The organism is Candidatus Villigracilis affinis (genome assembly GCF_016705895.1).
Taxonomy (GTDB): Bacteria; Chloroflexota; Anaerolineae; order Anaerolineales; family Villigracilaceae; genus Villigracilis; species Villigracilis affinis.
On sequence record NZ_JADJKT010000039.1, the window covers coordinates 98,170 to 114,529 of the forward strand.

20 protein-coding genes are annotated in these 16,360 nt (G+C 52.3%); 6 read left to right on the top strand and 14 right to left on the bottom strand.

Annotated features, from left to right (window positions below):
* The 7 genes from IPI86_RS21760 to IPI86_RS21790 all read right to left on the bottom strand — a co-directional run bounded on the left by IPI86_RS21760 (position 1) and on the right by IPI86_RS21790 (position 4,934).
* Complete coding sequence (locus IPI86_RS21760; protein ID WP_345300131.1) at positions 1-312, bottom strand: NADH-quinone oxidoreductase subunit K; 312 nt, start codon at positions 310-312, stop codon at positions 1-3.
* Entirely contained in the window at positions 299-802 is a 504-nt protein-coding gene (locus IPI86_RS21765; RefSeq protein WP_345300132.1) for a hydrogenase subunit MbhD domain-containing protein, read from the bottom strand. Before IPI86_RS21765 ends, IPI86_RS21760 begins: the two co-directional genes overlap by 14 nt.
* 363 nt (positions 803-1,165) lie before the next feature.
* On the bottom strand, positions 1,166-2,491 hold the full coding sequence (locus IPI86_RS21770) for a formylglycine-generating enzyme family protein (protein ID WP_345300293.1): 1,326 nt from the start codon (positions 2,489-2,491) through the stop codon (positions 1,166-1,168).
* Positions 2,385-2,915 carry an SUMF1/EgtB/PvdO family nonheme iron enzyme gene (locus IPI86_RS21775; protein ID WP_345300133.1) on the bottom strand — a complete coding sequence of 177 codons (531 nt, stop codon included), beginning with the start codon at positions 2,913-2,915 and terminating at the stop codon, positions 2,385-2,387. The genes IPI86_RS21770 and IPI86_RS21775 overlap by 107 nt, the downstream gene beginning before the upstream one ends.
* A 62-nt stretch (positions 2,916-2,977) precedes the next feature.
* A complete protein-coding gene (locus tag IPI86_RS21780; RefSeq protein ID WP_345300134.1) occupies positions 2,978-3,493 on the bottom strand; it encodes a hypothetical protein in 516 nt (171 codons plus the stop codon).
* Positions 3,490-3,843, bottom strand: coding sequence for an AMP-binding protein (locus IPI86_RS21785; protein ID WP_345300135.1), 354 nt, complete (start codon positions 3,841-3,843; stop codon positions 3,490-3,492). The genes IPI86_RS21780 and IPI86_RS21785 overlap by 4 nt, the downstream gene beginning before the upstream one ends.
* Positions 3,822-4,934, bottom strand: a complete 1,113-nt coding sequence (locus tag IPI86_RS21790; RefSeq protein WP_345300136.1) for an AMP-binding protein — start codon at positions 4,932-4,934, stop codon at positions 3,822-3,824. Before IPI86_RS21790 ends, IPI86_RS21785 begins: the two co-directional genes overlap by 22 nt.
* An 83-nt stretch (positions 4,935-5,017) precedes the next feature.
* Between IPI86_RS21790 and IPI86_RS21795 the strand changes: the two genes are divergently transcribed.
* The gene (locus IPI86_RS21795) at positions 5,018-5,377 is read left to right on the top strand and encodes a hypothetical protein (RefSeq protein ID WP_345300137.1); all 360 of its coding nucleotides are present in this window, start codon (positions 5,018-5,020) and stop codon (positions 5,375-5,377) included.
* Here the strand turns inward: IPI86_RS21795 and IPI86_RS21800 are convergent.
* Positions 5,366-5,788, bottom strand: coding sequence for a nitroreductase/quinone reductase family protein (locus IPI86_RS21800; protein ID WP_345300138.1), 423 nt, complete (start codon positions 5,786-5,788; stop codon positions 5,366-5,368). The two genes, IPI86_RS21795 and IPI86_RS21800, sit on opposite strands and share 12 nt — an antisense overlap.
* 121 nt (positions 5,789-5,909) lie before the next feature.
* Here IPI86_RS21800 and upp point away from each other — a divergent pair, with 121 nt between their 5' ends.
* The 5 genes from upp (at position 5,910) to IPI86_RS21825 (ending at position 8,654) form a co-directional block, all read left to right on the top strand.
* Complete coding sequence (upp, locus tag IPI86_RS21805; protein WP_345300139.1) at positions 5,910-6,536, top strand: uracil phosphoribosyltransferase; 627 nt, start codon at positions 5,910-5,912, stop codon at positions 6,534-6,536.
* A gap of 24 nt (positions 6,537-6,560) precedes the next feature.
* The gene (locus tag IPI86_RS21810; protein WP_345300140.1) at positions 6,561-7,400 is read left to right on the top strand and encodes an alpha/beta hydrolase; all 840 of its coding nucleotides are present in this window, start codon (positions 6,561-6,563) and stop codon (positions 7,398-7,400) included.
* 115 nt (positions 7,401-7,515) lie between these two features.
* Entirely contained in the window at positions 7,516-7,923 is a 408-nt protein-coding gene (locus IPI86_RS21815) for a DUF1801 domain-containing protein (RefSeq protein ID WP_345300141.1), read from the top strand.
* On the top strand, positions 7,920-8,216 hold the full coding sequence (locus IPI86_RS21820) for a class I SAM-dependent methyltransferase (protein WP_345300142.1): 297 nt from the start codon (positions 7,920-7,922) through the stop codon (positions 8,214-8,216). The genes IPI86_RS21815 and IPI86_RS21820 overlap by 4 nt, the downstream gene beginning before the upstream one ends.
* 18 nt (positions 8,217-8,234) lie before the next feature.
* Entirely contained in the window at positions 8,235-8,654 is a 420-nt protein-coding gene (locus IPI86_RS21825; RefSeq protein ID WP_345300143.1) for a hypothetical protein, read from the top strand.
* Here IPI86_RS21825 and IPI86_RS21830 read toward each other — a convergent pair.
* The 6 genes from IPI86_RS21830 to IPI86_RS21855 all read right to left on the bottom strand — a co-directional run bounded on the left by IPI86_RS21830 (position 8,583) and on the right by IPI86_RS21855 (position 16,330).
* Positions 8,583-9,452: an MATE family efflux transporter gene (locus tag IPI86_RS21830; protein ID WP_345300144.1), complete on the bottom strand. Its 870-nt coding sequence runs from the start codon at positions 9,450-9,452 to the stop codon at positions 8,583-8,585. The genes IPI86_RS21825 and IPI86_RS21830 overlap by 72 nt on opposite strands.
* Positions 9,364-9,948, bottom strand: coding sequence for an MATE family efflux transporter (locus tag IPI86_RS21835; protein WP_345300145.1), 585 nt, complete (start codon positions 9,946-9,948; stop codon positions 9,364-9,366). Before IPI86_RS21835 ends, IPI86_RS21830 begins: the two co-directional genes overlap by 89 nt.
* 126 nt (positions 9,949-10,074) lie before the next feature.
* On the bottom strand, positions 10,075-11,007 hold the full coding sequence (locus IPI86_RS21840; RefSeq protein WP_345300146.1) for a glycosyltransferase family 2 protein: 933 nt from the start codon (positions 11,005-11,007) through the stop codon (positions 10,075-10,077).
* Positions 11,008-11,040: 33 nt separating this feature from the next.
* The gene (locus tag IPI86_RS21845) at positions 11,041-12,174 is read right to left on the bottom strand and encodes an AI-2E family transporter (protein ID WP_345300147.1); all 1,134 of its coding nucleotides are present in this window, start codon (positions 12,172-12,174) and stop codon (positions 11,041-11,043) included.
* A complete protein-coding gene (gene thrC, locus IPI86_RS21850; RefSeq protein ID WP_345300148.1) occupies positions 12,171-13,439 on the bottom strand; it encodes a threonine synthase in 1,269 nt (422 codons plus the stop codon). Before thrC ends, IPI86_RS21845 begins: the two co-directional genes overlap by 4 nt.
* Positions 13,440-13,534: 95 nt before the next feature.
* Positions 13,535-16,330, bottom strand: a complete 2,796-nt coding sequence (locus IPI86_RS21855) for a molybdopterin cofactor-binding domain-containing protein (RefSeq protein ID WP_345300149.1) — start codon at positions 16,328-16,330, stop codon at positions 13,535-13,537.
* Positions 16,331-16,360: the final 30 nt, after the last annotated feature.

Genomic DNA, 16,360 nt, shown 5'->3' on the forward strand with positions numbered 1-16,360 from the left:
TCAACCTCTCAACGTGGAGATCTCAGGCGCATCAAGTGTGCCGAAACGGCGGCGGACTTGAACCGCCAGGGCCAGCCCAACGACCGCCACGATCGTATCTGCCACAATGACCGTCGCAGCGATGGATTGTCCCAGCCCGAGGTTGCCGCTTACCTTCCCCGAGAAGACAAAAGCCAGCACTACGGCCTTGACCAGTATTTGCAGAACCATCACCACCTTGATGAGATTGCGCGTGATCAAGAGGCCATAAAAACCAACGCCGAGCAGGCTGACAATGCCAATCAGGATGATATTAATTTCAGTCAGTTTCATGAATGCCCTCCTTCAGCTTTGCCGGGGTTCTCTCAGAAAGCAATCCGAGAACACCCATCACGCCGGAGAAGATCAGAACGATTTGAATCCATACGTCGAGCACCCGTTGCTGCCAGAGTACACTGGCAAGGTCAACCGAGCCCATCAGGTTTTCAAATTGGGTAGCAGGATAGATCATCCAGCCCAGCAACAAGGTCACCGCAGCGACCACCGCAATCGCGAGCGGCTTCGAGATGACCGAACTTGGATCAAGCGCGTCCTCACCCACCACACTCAACGCATAGACCAACAACACGGTGACGAGCCCCGCCCCCACGGAGAGCTCCATCACTGCCACCTGGGTTGCGCCCAACATGAATAACACAACCGAGATCAGCGCGCTGATACATGCCAGATATATCGTTGACGAAAGAATACGTTTTGATACGATGGCGCGATAAGCGCAAAAAATAGCCCCCGCTAGAAGCAGTATGTACTCAACTCTTTCCATTTTTATTACGGCCTCCGAAACTTGTTGAACAAAGCGTTTTTGCCTTTGCCTCCACGGTGCAAAAATACCATTCTCAATTGTGAAATATACCACAAATAAAGAAAGGCATCAGTATCTTTAGTCACTCCCCTGTCATACCTTTTATCATGCTTGGATTTCAAAAATATATCCTTATATATCTGGCAAAGATTGTTATTCTTTTCTAGATATCCTTACGAAGAAATAAAACATCAAGAAACGATCACAATTGGTTGGTTTCGGAAAAAGAAATGACCTGATCTTCCGTTTTCAGCACTTGTTTGTAAAACAATCCGCCCTGAAATGATCCACGGGGCATTGTTCGTACTCTTTATCTTTTGACCTTTATCTCAACATACAAACATTGATCTCGTCATCCCATTTACAGGCATAGGAATTACGAATACAAGTGGTCTCAGATTTGATACGGGAACACACGTCCACGGGCTGGCTGCATTTGAGTGTGGTCACATCGAGCGTGACACAGCCCGGGCCGGCGAGTCTGATCTCGCCTGGCGAGCAGGCTCCGAGGTCCCGATTGAACGTGGACCCTGGGGAGCAACCAGGGTAGGTACCACCGGTTACGGCCTGGCAGCATTGGAATGTGTCACTGTAGGTAAATCCAGCCGCACAGCCCGAATAGGTTTGAGCCGCCAGCGGAGCGTTGTTGATGCCGATCGGCGCTTCGGCCAATCCATTCGGTGGGACGCACATCCCAGCAAGATCGTCATAATACAAACCGTTCGGACATTCTCCATTGGCATTCGTTGAGACCACGCAGGTTTGCTGTCCGCCTCGGTCCACCAAATTATAACCAGCGGGACATCCCGCTACGCTTAATTCATTAGGCACCGGCGCATAATTACAGGAATTGGTGACAGGGTCTAGTGTGTACCCGGGGTCACAGGTCGGTGAAGCACCCGTGATATCCGGGGAATTGCTGCAGGTTGGATTACAAACTGTGATCTCGTTCGTGGCTTCCTGTGCGAATGGCCCAACACAAGTGAGTACGCGCTGGCCATCCACAACCGCTTCTTCACATTTCAAGTTTTCGCCAGTTTGATAAATTGCTCCTGGGGAGAGGCTGACAGTAGCAAAGCTCCGCCCCACCGCGCAGTATTGACCCGCCACTTCTGCCTCAGGCAATTCACATCCATTCGAAACGATCACGCCCGAAGGAATATAAGCTGAAAGCTGGCAATACGGAGCAAACAACTGCGGCTGCGGAACCGTGCATCGGAAGCCAATATCGCGGGTGTGATATCCCTGAGCGCCGAAATGCCGAATCGCAGATTCGATCAGCTCAGGGTCGGTCTCGAACGAACTTCCACGAATTACCCGATATTGACCACTATCAGGTCCAGTTGGGTTCGCGGCTGGCGCTTCGTTGTAGTAGGCTTCGGCATACCAATCATTTACCCATTCAAAGAGATTGCCCGCCATGTCATACAAGCCAAACGGGCTTCCGCTCTCGGCAAAAGCATCCACTTCGGTGGTGCGGCCAAGACAATAACCAAAATTCAAAAAGTCGCAGGCGGGCTCGTCGTTACCCCACGGATATAAATTACCAGAAAGGCCGCGAGCCGCTTTTTCCCATTGCGCTTCTGTCGGCAATTGTCCATTGGCCCAGCCGCAGTAGGCTTGAGCTTGATCCCAAGTTACACCCACCACGGGATGATTGGCATATTCGGGATTGCTGAACACCAGGTCCACCCAATTCCTCGGTGGGAGCGGTGCAGGAACCAACCGCCACACACTGTGTGAACATACGGTTGGTCACCTTGGTTTGGTAGATCCAAAAACCGTCTAATGTCACATTGCGCACGGGCGCATCGAAACCGCCGTTCCCCATCACGAATTCACCAGGCGGAATATAGATCAAATTACTTCCATCGATCCATCTCACCTTGTCACCGCTTTGCGGGCCGGAGAGATTCACAGGCACTAAAGTTGCGGTCGGCTCGATCACTCCCTCGGTCGGAGGCAGTGACGTGGCAGTCACCACGACCACCACAGGCGTCGGCGAGCCACAGGCCGACAGAATTATTGTAAGTATCAGGCCATACACCCAAAACACGTAACGAGCTTTTTTCATTAAATCTCCCTTTTCCCGCAGGGCATGCGAGACGCCCGTTATTATAATGCAGGGTCAAAATTTCATTTTGCGCGCCGAATCTCCTCCACCGCCTGCGGATTCACCAGAGACGATGTGTCGCCCAACTCCAGCCCCAGATACGCCGAGCGAATCAACCGCCGCATCACCTTGGCATTGCGTGTTTTGGGCAGATCAGAGACAAACAGGATGGCCTTCGGCGCCAGCGGCTTGCCCATTTCTGCCACAACCATCTCATGCAGTTCTTGACGAAGAGCATCGCTTCGTTCTACCCCGGGCCTGGTCACTGCGAAAAGGATCAATTCACTCCCCTTGACATCGTGCGGCACCCCGATTGCCGCCGCCTCCACCACAGAATCGTGCCTCACGAGAATCGACTCCACCTCGGCAGGCCCAAGCCGCTTCCCCGCAATCTTGATCGTATCGTCCGAACGCCCGAGGATATACCAAAGCCCGTCGCTGTCAATCGCAGCGAAATCGCCGTGGACCCACACATTTTCCCAGCGCGACCAATAGGTATCAAGATAGCGCTGCCTGTCATTCCAGAAACCACGCGTCATACCGATCCATGGCGCTTTGATGACCAATTCGCCCACCGCATTACGAATAGATTTCCGTTTTCATCCACGACATCCGCATCCATGCCGGGGCAGGCCGCAGAAAATGCGCACGGCTTCAACGGCATGAGCGGATTTCCCATCACGATTCCACCTGAAATTTCGGTACCGCCTGAGTAATTAATGATCGGGCGTTTCCCTTCCCCGACCTTCTCGAATAACCACATCCACGGGTCGGGGTTCCACGGCTCGCCTGTCGATGCAAAGCACTTGAGCGAGGAAAGGTCATGCTTCTTGAAATGCTCATCTCCCTGCGGGATCAACGAGCGGATCAAAGTCGGTGAGACCCCCATTTGATTGATCCCATGTTTCTCGACCAATTCCCACAAACGGTCTGGCGCAGGAAATCAGGTGCGCCGTCATAAAGAAACATTGTCGCCCACAACAGCAGACTTCCAAACACCTGCCACGGCCCCATCATCCAACCCATGTCGGTCATCCAGTAAATCACATCCCCTGCATGCACATCCGTCCCAAACGCCATATCCTGCGCGGCTTTGACAGGGAATCCACAATGGGTGTGAACTGCGCCTTTCGGCTTGCCGGTCGTGCCTGAAGTATAGATAATCATCAACGGGTCTTCGGCACTGGTCTTTTCAGCTTCGCACTCTGATTGTTGATCAACCAACTCATGCCACCAATGATCTCTTTCCTCTTTCATCTTTATCGCCTGCCCAGTCCGCTTTAAAACGATCATATGCCGCAACGAACCAACCTGCTCCGCTGCCTCATCCGCAATGGATTTCATCTCGACGGCCTTGCCGCGTCGATAGGCGCCATCCGCCGCGAAGAGTGCCTTCGCATTTGCATCCGCCAGCCTTGAAACAATCGCTCCTGCGCCGTAACCCGAGAACAACGGCAAAATGATTCCGCCGATCTTTGCGATGGCAAGCAATGCGATCACGATCTCGGGAGTCATCGGCATGAAAATGCCGATCGCATCTCCCTTGCCCAACCCCAGTGAGTGCAAGGCATTTGCAGTTTTATTCACTTCTTTATAAAGCATTTCATAAGTAAAAGTCTTTGTAATTCCCTCTTCCCCTTCAAACACCACTGCTCGCTTCGTGTGTCCACTGGCTGCTGATAGCTGGTATTTATCCACACAATTATGGACGATATTCATCCGCCCATCCACGCACCATTTCGGGAATTGAATTCCTTCTGAAAGGTCGACTACTTTGGAATAGGGTTCGTAAAATTGAATGTCGAGGAATTTCAATACCGCATCTGTGAACCACGCCACATCACTCGTGGACTTTTGCATGAGTTCATCAAAATCGCGGATGCCGTGCAGGCGCATGAACGCCGTCAGGTTAGCCTGCTCAATATGGTCAGACGTGGGGCGCCAAATGATCTCACCGCCGAATGTAAATTGTTCGGTCATGGGGAAGTTCTCCTCTGAATTGGGTTGGTCCGATTCTATCGCAACTTGCTTTTATAATTGCCCGACTTGGAGAACTCAAAACAATGACTCAAACCTTTCACTGTACTGGCTGCGGCGCGCCCAATAAACCCGAAGCGGGTCAAATCAGCATGGCCTGTGCCTATTGCGGAATCACACTCACCATCCCCGAAGAACTGCGGACGAGGGCCATACCCAGGGTGGAAAAAATTCAACCGAAGGCAAAACCAGTTGTCAGTTTGGAAAAAGAAGCGCCCGAACTTCTTCGCAAAGCCCAGCCCCTCGCCATCAAAGCCTGGAATATGTACGCCTACTGGACGTGGATCCGTTGGGTTCTTCCCACCTGCCTCACCATTTTCGTTGTCGGCTTTTTCATTTGCATGGCGCTGGGCGCATTGCCTTTCGTTTTTAATTTATTCCGCTAGTTTGATCTTCACGAACAATCTATCTTTTGCCGTACGGGCGATATCTTCAGCGTTCGGCTTTTCATTTTCGACACGGACACCCATTGGCCTGGCCGCCTGCGGAACGTGGCGCAGATATTCGTACATTCGCGCCTCTACGGATTTTTCATCCAGCTCAACATCAGCTGTGCCTTGAACAGGCTTGCGCTTCAGCAGCATGCCCACTTGTGCGCCGCCCTGCAGGTTCTTCCACCAGGTCCGCTCGCGGCTGGTGATGACCCATAGATAATCATTTTCGACATAATAGCCAACAGGGGTTGTATACGTCTTCCCAGTTTTACGCCCCGTGATGGTAATAAGCATCATGCCATTACTTAACATGCCATGAAACGGTGAACGCAAGACCCACGCCATAAAATCATTTCCGTTCATAAATTCTCCTTTGCCATGCTTTATACACGCAAGGTCAGTGTATCAAAACCAACATTCAAAGTCACGGGCCAAATATCATCTTCAAGGCTATAATTAAGTAACCCACTTCAGGAGAAGCCCCATGTCGAATGTATACGCATCTCATCATCCCCTCATCGCCCACAAACTATCGCGTTTGAGAGATAAGAAAACTGAACCCAAGAAGTTCCGCGAACTCGTCAGAGAGATCGCGGGACTTCTTGCATATGAAGCCACTGCCGACCTTGCCACAGTGCCAATCGAAATCGAGACCCCGCTCGAAACAATGACCGCCCGTCAATTGCAGGAAAAGATCGGCCTTATCCCCATTCTGCGCGCGGGGCTTGGCATGGTGGAAGGGATTTGGGAACTCATGCCGAGTGCTGAGGTCTGGCACATCGGCCTGTATCGTGACGAACATACCCTGCAGCCTGTTGAGTATTACAACAAACTCCCCGTGGACCCGCGTGTTTCGGTCTGCCTCATCCTCGACCCAATGCTGGCAACGGGCGGATCAGCCACGGCTACAGCCGATATTCTCAAACGTTGGGGCGTGACCAAGATCAAATTCGTCGGCTTGATCGCCGCACCCGAGGGAATCAAAGCCATGCAGGAGGCGCATCCCGATATCGACATTTTCATCGCCGCAATTGACGATCACCTCAACGAACGTGCCTACATCGTGCCTGGTCTTGGAGATGCAGGTGACCGCCAGTTTGGAACGGGATAGGTAAAGTTTCGCACACCCTCAAAAATGACAGACTATCTGCAGATCGATCATCAAAACATTGCCTACACACAGGCGGGTTCTCCGACGAATCCGCCTGTGTTGTTTCTGCACGGGATCATGTCTCATCGCGGCGTGTGGACTCGCACGATCGAAACGCTCCAACAGGATTTTCATTGCATCGCCATTGACCATCTGGGTTTTGGCAACAGCGACAAACCCCAGGACGGAGATTACAGCATTGCCAAACAGGCCGAGCGCGCGCTAAAAGTTGCCGATCATTTTGGCTTTGACAATTTCATTGTCATCGGCCATTCCATGGGCGGGCAGATCGCCACTTACCTTGCATCCAACCTCGCTCCAGAACGGGTGAACAAACTGGTCAGCGTGGATGGCGTAGTCACAGGCGAGCTTTCGAGCTGGGTGCAGAACTTCACACGCAAAACGGTTGACACAGCACACCACGTCCCAGCGCTTTACAGCACTTCGCTGGCAATTACAAAAACATCAAAGACGTATGCATGGTTCGTTTTCAGTCCCTGGTTTTTTAATATTCGCAAGCTGCCCTACGATCTTTGGGAACTCGACCGAAAAATGGCCTTCAACATAGAAATCGCCCACTCTACACCCAAAGCATGGGATTCGCTCAACGCCACCGACCTCACTGCTTCGATCAAAAATATCACCGCGCCAACACTGGTCATTTTTGGAGAGCAGGATGGCACCGTGCCTGTTGCACAGGCGCATGTTTTCAAAAAACAAATGTCCGTAGCGCAACTCATCTTGATCGAAAACTGCGGACATTTTCCGATGTATGAGGAATTCGACAAATACATCATGCCGCTTGAAAAATTCTTGAAACAATAAAAAAACACATTCAGTGCATCCGAACGCGCATGATTCGGCATTTCAACAACGCCTTCAAACTGTCGATATATCCTCACACCGGCCACAGGCATCACAACTCAAAAAGGAGACCATCATGGCTGAGCTAAAAACAAAAAAGACCGAAGCAAGCGTGGACGATTTTCTGAACGGCGTCAAAGACGAAGCAACAAAAAAAGACTGCCTCGAAATCGTCAAACTTATGAAGCAGGCCACAAAAGCAGACCCAAAGATGTGGGGCTCAAGCATCGTAGGGTTCGGCACACAGCACCTCAAATACGCCAGCGGCCGCGAACTGGACTGGATGGTCATCGGTTTCTCGCCGCGCAAACAAAACCTGACCCTGTACATTCCAGGAAGCTTGGAATCATATGCAGAGCTTCTTAAAAAACTGGGCAAGCATACAACAGGCAAAGGCTGTTTGTATGTAAAATCGCTGAAGGATGTAAATGCAAAGGTATTGAAAGAACTCATCCAACGCTCGGTAAAAGAAACGAAATCATGAAGCCACTCAAAGATCCCGAAGGATTCGAGAAAAAGACCCTCCACAAATTTGTGGATTTTGCGAACGCGCGCGTTTTGGAGATCGGATGCGGCGAAGGCAGACTGACCTGGAAATATGCCGCCGCATCCACCCTGACCGTTGGAATGGACCCTGACCAAAATGCATTGCGCATCGCCCGCGCAGATTCTCCCTATGACTTGCGCGAAAAAGTCCGCTTCACCCGCGCAACCGCCAGACACCTCCCCTTCTCAAAAGAGACATTCGATATCGCCGTACTCGCCTGGTCACTCTGATGAATGGAACACGAGAGCATGGTCCATGCTCTGGATGAAATTCGAAGAACGCTCAAATCAGATGGAATCCTGATCGACCTGCGGCCAGTGGAAGACCACTGGGCGGTTGAGGTCGCTTCACAGCAGGAAGTTCAAACCGCAGGCCAGCTGACAGACATGCCCATCGGCAGAGCCGATGATGAAGCCGCATTTCGCGCCATGCGTGAAGTGGAATCACGCGGCTGGTTCGCACGGGAACACGAAGAGGAATTTTCCTTTTTCTATTATTGGGACACTCCTTCTGAAATGAAAGAGTTCATGGACGAGGAATGGGAGGACTTCGAAAAAATGGAAGATGGGGTCTACCACACCGCGCAATCGCTCTGGTCAATAGCAGATGCGGATGCACAGGTGAGAGTCCGCGTGAAGATGCTGATTACAAGATGGAGAAAAAAATAATCTTGCGGCTCTAGGTGCCCGATATACTAGACCAGCCACCGCTTCTTCGCCTGGGACATTTACCAGGTCGTGAATCCACTTTCGTGACCTGAAGCGCCAGGCGCTGACAAAGGCTTTGGCAAGTTCCTCCAACGCCACCATGAGATACACGTAATACACGGGGAAATGCAGCACAAACGCGCTAACATATGCCACGGGCACGCCAATCAACCAGATGGAACAGATTTCCATGATGAGAGCAAAACGGGTATCACCGCCTGCGCGCAGGGCGCCGATAAATGTCGAGAAGTTAAACATGCGGATCCACAAGGTGCAAGCCATCATCAGCATCAACATGCGCACGTTGTGTACGCCGCTCGGGGAAAGGTCGTATAAATTTGTGACAACATCGCGCATTAAGACAACGACAATCCCCACCACCCATGCGGCAGAGACCCCAAGAATGATAATGCGCCGAACGGTTTCATAGGCTTCATCCTTTTTGCCTGCGCCGATGCGATTGCCGACCATCACCGCACATGCATTCCCCAGGCCCATGAAAACGACAAACCCCAATTCTTCAATGGTCGCGTTGACATTGATCGCGGCAATCGCATCCGTGCCAATGTGGGCGTAGATGGCATTGTAGGTGGTGATTCCCAACGACCAGAACATTTCATTGGCAAGTGCGGGCAGCGTTGTCTTAAGAACACGCGTAAAGAAAGGCATGTCAAAGGAGAAAAATGTCAACGGGTTGGCGGCAAGGGGAGTCTTTTGGGTGTAGATAAAGACAAGAAGCAGAATCAGTCGTTGTGGCAATGACCGTGATCTTGACAAACTGAATGCTGCGCAGAGTGGCAATGTAGGAGGTGGCAAGCGCAACAGGGATGTATGAAAACCCGACGATGCGCAAATAGCGTGTGCCGATCGCGATCACCTCGGCGTCGTTCGTGTAAAAGCCGAGAACGGTTTGCGGCATGAGCGTGGCCGCAAGGGAAAAGAGAAGCGCAATCAACGTAGATACGAGTATGCTCATACCCAATACTTTGCGGATGGGACCGACTTCCTGTTTCCCCCAAAATTGCGCAGTGAAGATCGACATGCCGCTGGTAAGGCCGAAAAGCAAAAGGATAAAAACGAAAAAGACTTGATTTGATAATCCCAATGCTGCAATGGAGGTTTCGCCAAGCTGCCCCACCATGAGCACATCGATCATGTTGAGCGAAGCATTGATGAGTTGTTGAAAAGAAATAGGAATCGCGATGGTGAGCATTTCGCGCAGAAAAGAGCGGTCACGGAGGAAGGAGAGGGACATAGTGGAAAGGATAAAAGATAAAGGATGAATTATGAAGGCTTGCGTGAGTTTATCGAAAAGATGAAAAAGTCGTTGAACGTTTGGCGTTAAGCGTTCAACGACTGATTACTGGTAATTGCTCACTGTTCACTGGTCTTCAGGCGCATCACGGACAATATACAACGGCCTGCCTTTGGCTTCATCGTATAGGCGGCCAATGTATTCACCGAGGATACCCAGCGAGATCAATTGCACACCACCGAGAAAAAGCACGGAGACCAAGGTAGTGGTCTGGCCTTCAAAGAAATGCGAACCCGCAAGGCGCAGGATCGCCACAACAGGAATGGCGAGGATCGACATACCCGCCGAGATGAACCCAAAATACGTCGCCACTTGCAAGGGAAAATAAGAAAAGCCCGTGATGGCGTTCAATGCAAGGCGCAGCATCTTCTTGAAGGGATATTTTGTCACGCCTGCAACGCGAGCTGCGCGCTTGTAGGTGACGCCGATCTGCTTAAAACCCACCCACGCCGACATGCCGCGTGGAAAACGGTGACGTTCCTTCATCTGCTTGAGTACATTCACCACCTTGCGATCCATCAGGCGGAAATCGCCTGTATCCACGGGAATCTTCACATCGGTGATACTGTAAATGATACGGTAGAACATGGCGGCGGTGAATTTCTTGAACCAGGTCTCGCCTTCGCGCTCGCCGCGCACGGCATACACCACTTCGTAGCCTTCCTTCCACTTCTTCGCGAGTTTGAGGATCACTTCGGGCGGATCCTGCAAGTCGGCATCAATGATGACGACCGCGTCACCGCGGGCATAATCCCAGCCTGCGGTGATGGCCACCTGATGACCGAAATTGCGCGCAAAGATGACGGGGCGCACAGTTTTGTCTTTTTCAGCCAAAGCACGAATGCCATCGGTAGAGCCGTCGGTGGAACCGTCATCCACAAGGATGAGTTCCCAGGGCTCGCCAGAAGAATCCATGACCTCTTTCACACGGCGATAGAGTTCGGGAAGATTGTCGATTTCGTTATAGATGGGAGCAATGATCGAATAAGTGATTTTCATGAATCTTCTTTCTGACTTTCCTTCGTGGATAATTTAAGCGGCCGCCGCACTTTTTATCTTTTCTGGCGGAGCCACAAAGCGTTTTTCACCGTCATCTTCAAAAGGCGGCAACCCCAACACACGCCGCCGCACATATTCCATGATTACAACCACCGAAGCCAGCACAGGCACGACCAGCAAAGCGCCCATGATTCCCTCAAGGATTGTCGCTATCATAATGGCAATAAAGATCAATCCTTCATTCATATGCAAACTGCGCCCCATGATGAGCGGACGCACAAAAAAGTTTTTCAAATTAATTAACACCAGGTAAGTGAGGAAAACGATAAACGCTACGATCACGTTCGAATAGGGTATCCAACTTGACCCTTCCAGCAGAGCCACGCCAACTGCAAAAGCCGCCGCAAGAAAAGGACCGACATCAGGCACGAGGGTAAACAACCCAGCCAGCACACCCAACACCAGTGCCCCAGGAATGCCCAGGATCACCCATGCGATTGTGAAAACGATTCCCACCACCACCATCAGCACGATCTGTCCACGCAGGTACGCCATCCACACATTGCGAAGGCGCTTGTACAACTCGCGCATGTCAGAATGATATTCCTCAGGCGCAAGATCGACCATCCAATCGCGAATACTCGGCCACTGACTCATGAAAAGGTGCACACTGACAATGATCACTAAAAACCACAGCACATTTACGGATGTGGTCTCAAGCAAAGCCAGTGCCTCTTCGGGCAGCGGAGTCAAAACCGTATCCTGCAAATGCGCGAGGCTTTCACCCAGCTGCTCGAAATGAAAAGACATTCCACCAAACTGGATCGGACGGGAAAGCATCGCGCTGAATTCCGCTGAAAGGTCGAGCAAATCCTGGGCAACGATCTTGATCTCGTCGAAAAAGATCGGCGTCAGCGTGGCGGGCACCCCCACCAAAAAGATCAACGCAGAGAAATAGACGATATTCACCGCCGCAGTCCGCGAAAGTTTTGTGTTTTGGTTCAACAATATCACGGCAGGGCTGATCAGGTACGAAACAAACCCGGCGATCACCAGCATCTTCACCGCTTCGCGCGCATAGATCAATAGGGCAACAATGACAATCAGAACGACAAAGCCCATCGCATAACGGAAGGGAAGATTCCACTGGCTGATTTTCTTTTTCATAATAATTTTTTCACCGCTTCGAGGGTAGGTTCAATAATCGGCGCAGGATTGACCGCCTGCATTGCAGCTTTGACATCCTTCAGACCGCTGCCGGTATTCATCACTAAAATGGGATCATCGCTTCCAACGACCCCGAGGCTGGTTGCTTTGACCAAACCAGCATAAGCCGTGGCCCCGGCAGGTTCGGGGAAGACTCCCATTTTGCCGAGTTCCGCAATGGACTTGATGATCTCGTCATCTGTCACTGTGATATACGTGCCGCCCGTCTCTTTGGCTGCACGCACTGCACGCACGCCGTCACGCGGCAAATCCACAGAGATGCTGTCTGCCAGCGTCGTAGCAGAGACGGGAGTAATGGTTTCGGTATTCGCGTTGAACGCATTGGCAATCGCCGCAGAACCCTCCGCCTGCACGCCGATAATGCGCGGCATGTTGGGAATCCAGCCGAGGGCGAGCAGATCCTTGAATCCCTTATGAATGCCAGAGATGATGTTGCCATCACCCACCGAAACAAAAATAGTCAACGGCGGATGATTATCCAGCGGACTATCCTTCTTATGCCAGTCGCGATGCGCCTGTAACCACCACTCCCAAATTTCAAAAGCGGCGGTTTTCTTGCCTTCGATCGTAAACGGGTTATAGCCCGTATTGCGGCAATACCAGCCAAACTCATCCGCCGCCTTGACCGTGAGATCAAAGGCGTCGTCGTAGGTTCCATCCACCAAAATGACTTTCGCGCCGAAGACCAGCAATTGTGCCACTTTCGCAGGCGGCGCGGATTTGGGTGCGAAGATCACCGCCTTCTGCCCCACCGCAGCAGACATGCCCGCCAACGCCGCGCCCGCATTCCCCGTCGAGGCCGTGACCACGATCTCGGATTTCAACTCACGCGCGCGAGTCACAACAACTGCGCTGGCACGATCCTTGAAGGAGGCCGTGGGGTTGCGCGACTCATCCTTGAGCCATAAATGTTTCAGGTTGAGTTTTTCTGCCAGTCGCGGCAGGGCAAATACCGGGGTCCAGCCTGCGGCGTGCAAAGGGGTTGAGTCGCCTGCGGGTTCATCCACAGGTAAAAGCGGCAGGTATCTCCAAAGCGAAGACTCCGTCCGTGAAGTGATATCTTCGTAATGAAATTTCCGCTTGATGAGTTCATAATCCAGAACGACATCCAGATTTCCGCCATCCTTCGGGCAGGTATATGTGACCTGACCCGGCAGGTATTCTGTTCCACAAAGTGAGCATTTGTAGCCAGTGAAGTTTTTCATAATGGCATGATTTTACCCGATAGACAGAGCCTAGACTAGAAAAGGACTCAGGCTTGAGCCTAGAGAGTCCTTTTCAACGTTTTACTCTTTACTTCTTACTGCCCTTCCCGTTCCCACAACTCCCTTGCAATCACTTCCTGGTCGACGGGCAATTTATCGAACCTGACACCCACCGCGTTGTAAATGGCGTTGGTGATGGCAGGCGTGGTCGGGATGCTGGAAATTTCGCCGACGCCTTTCGCGCCATACGGCCCTGAGGCAATGGGATGCTCCACGATGATGGCGGTAATCTCAGGTGTGAGCATGATGCCAGGGACACGATAGCGCGCCAGTTGGTCCGTGACCACAACCCCGTTCTCGACGATGAATTCTTCGGTGAGGCAGTTGCCGAGGCCCATCATCACGCCGCCTTCGACCTGTCCCTGCAAGCCAAGCGGATTGACCGCCATGCCCACGTCGTTGGCAGAGATGACCTTCAGCACGCGGACTTCGCCAGTAATTTTGTTCACTTCCACTTCGGCGGCTTGCACACCAAATGAGAACGCGAAGTGCATATCGCCGCCTTGACCCAATGGCGTGGTCTTCGGCGCTTCATATTCGTAGCGGACTTTGGGCTGTTTGCCCAAAGCAACCATTTCGTTATAAATTTCGGAGTACGACATGGAATGCCCGTTGACATGGACAATACCGTCCTCAAAACGAATCTGTTCAGGGCGCACGTCATATTTCTCCGCCATCGTTGCACTGATTTCATCTCGCAGAGTCTTCGCGGCGTAACGGGATGCATTGCCTGTGACGAAGGTCTGGCGTGAGGCTGTGGTCGGGCCGCCGTTCGGGGTCAGGTCGGTGTCCATGACGAGGACGCGCACTTTTTCAGGAGCGACTGCCATTTCTTCAGAGACAACCAAACGCATGACGGTGACGAGTCCCTGCCCCAACTCTGCGGCAGAACTGCGGACTTGGAAAGTGCCGTCGGCATAAAGTTCCACGTCTGCACCTGAGATGTCGGGCGCACCGCCGCCGAGTCCCGTGTTCTTGTACGCAGAGGCAAAGCCCCAGGCGCGGACAAGGTTCGGGTTTTTCGAATCAATTGTCGGTTTGAAAGGATGCGCGTTTTGTTTCCGCATCTCCGCATCCACGCGGTCGATACATTCCAACAGACCAACCGACTCTTTCAATTCCTGTCCCGTGTTGGTGAAACTGCCGACGTGCAAGGCGTTCATGCGGCGCAATTCGACGGGGTCAATGTTGAGTTCTTCGGCGAGTTTGTCCATCATCGATTCAACGGCGAAGGCAGACTGCGTGACGCCGAAACCGCGGAACGCGCCCGCGGGCGGATTGTTGGTGTACATGGCATAGCAATCGGCGCGGACGTGCGGGATGTCGTACGGGCCAGCCGAGTGCGTGGTGGCGCGGGTCATCACTTTTTCGCCGAGCGAAGCATACGCGCCCGTGTCACCGTAGAGTTCGGTCTCGGCAGCAACGAGGCGGCCATTTTTCTTCGCGCCAATCTTCACGCGAATTTGTGTGGCATGTCGTTTCGGATGCACAAGCAAACTTTCGCGGCGGTCGAATAATAATTTCACGGGTCGCTGCGTTACGTTCGCAAGCATGGCAGTGTGAATTTGTCCCATCACATCTTCCTTGCCGCCGAAGCCGCCGCCCATCAACTGCCCAACAATGCGCACGCGTTCTTCAGGCCAGCCCATCACACGCGCAACCTGTGTGCGGTCCTGGTACGGAATTTGCGAACCGACATAAATTTCCATGCGGCCATCGGGCAGCGGCACAGCAATGCTGCATTCGGGTTCGATAAAAGCATGGTCAGTGGCGGGCGTGTGGAAGATGTGCTCAAGAACAATATCGGCCTCACCAAAGCCCGTATCCATATCGCCTTTGCGGACTTTGATGTGCTTGAGCAAATTGCCTTTTTCGTGGATTTGGGGAACGCCTTCTTCACGAGCCATGACCGCATTGGTGATGACGGGCTGAAGGTCAAACTCCGCTTCAATCAACGCGGACGCCTGTTCGGCAATCTCCTGAGATTCTGCTGCAACGATGGCAAGTGCATCACCCACATAGCGCACTCGTTCACCGACTCCAACCATCACGGGCCAGTCATAAATCACCAATCCATGATTCTTTTCAGCGGGGACATCAGAGGCGGTCAAAACCGCCACTACACCCTTCAATGCTTTGGCTTTGGAAATATCGAGCTTCGTCAGAAAGCCATGCGGAATCATCGCGCGTTTGGCTTTGGCATACAACATGCCGTCGAATTTCAAGTCATCGGTGTAGATGGCATCACCTGTCACTTTTTCCACGGCTTCGGGACGCAAGTGTGAATGACCGACAGTCTTGTGTTCGTGAATGGAATTCGGAATATGCGTCGGCTTTTGGACGGGCTCACCTGTCCGCAAGGCCTGCGCCGCCGCGATGATGGCGTTTTCAATGGATGGATATCCCGCGCAACGGCAGAGCGTATCCTTCAATGCAAAGCGGATGTCATCGCTGTTCGGGTTCGGGTTGCGCTTGAGCAAAGCGTACGCGGTCATGATCTGGCCCGGGATGCAGAATCCGCATTGGACAGCGCCATGCTCCACAAAGGCTTCCTGTAGCGGATGTAATTTCATCTCTTCGTGGACACGTTCCGCCAAACCTTCAATGGTAACGATGGTCTTGCCATCGGCGCGCTCGGCGGGATAGACACACGACATCATCGGCTCGCCATCCACAAGGACGGTACACGCGCCGCACTCGGCTTCTTCACAGCCGATCTTGGTACCCGTTAATCGAAGTCTTTCGCGCAAGAGGGTTGAAAGTGTTTCGCCTGCAACTGCTTCGATGGAGTATGGTTTGCTGTTAACTGTAAAAGTGATTTTATTGTTCATGGGTTTTCCTCATAAATTTTAACCCCGGGG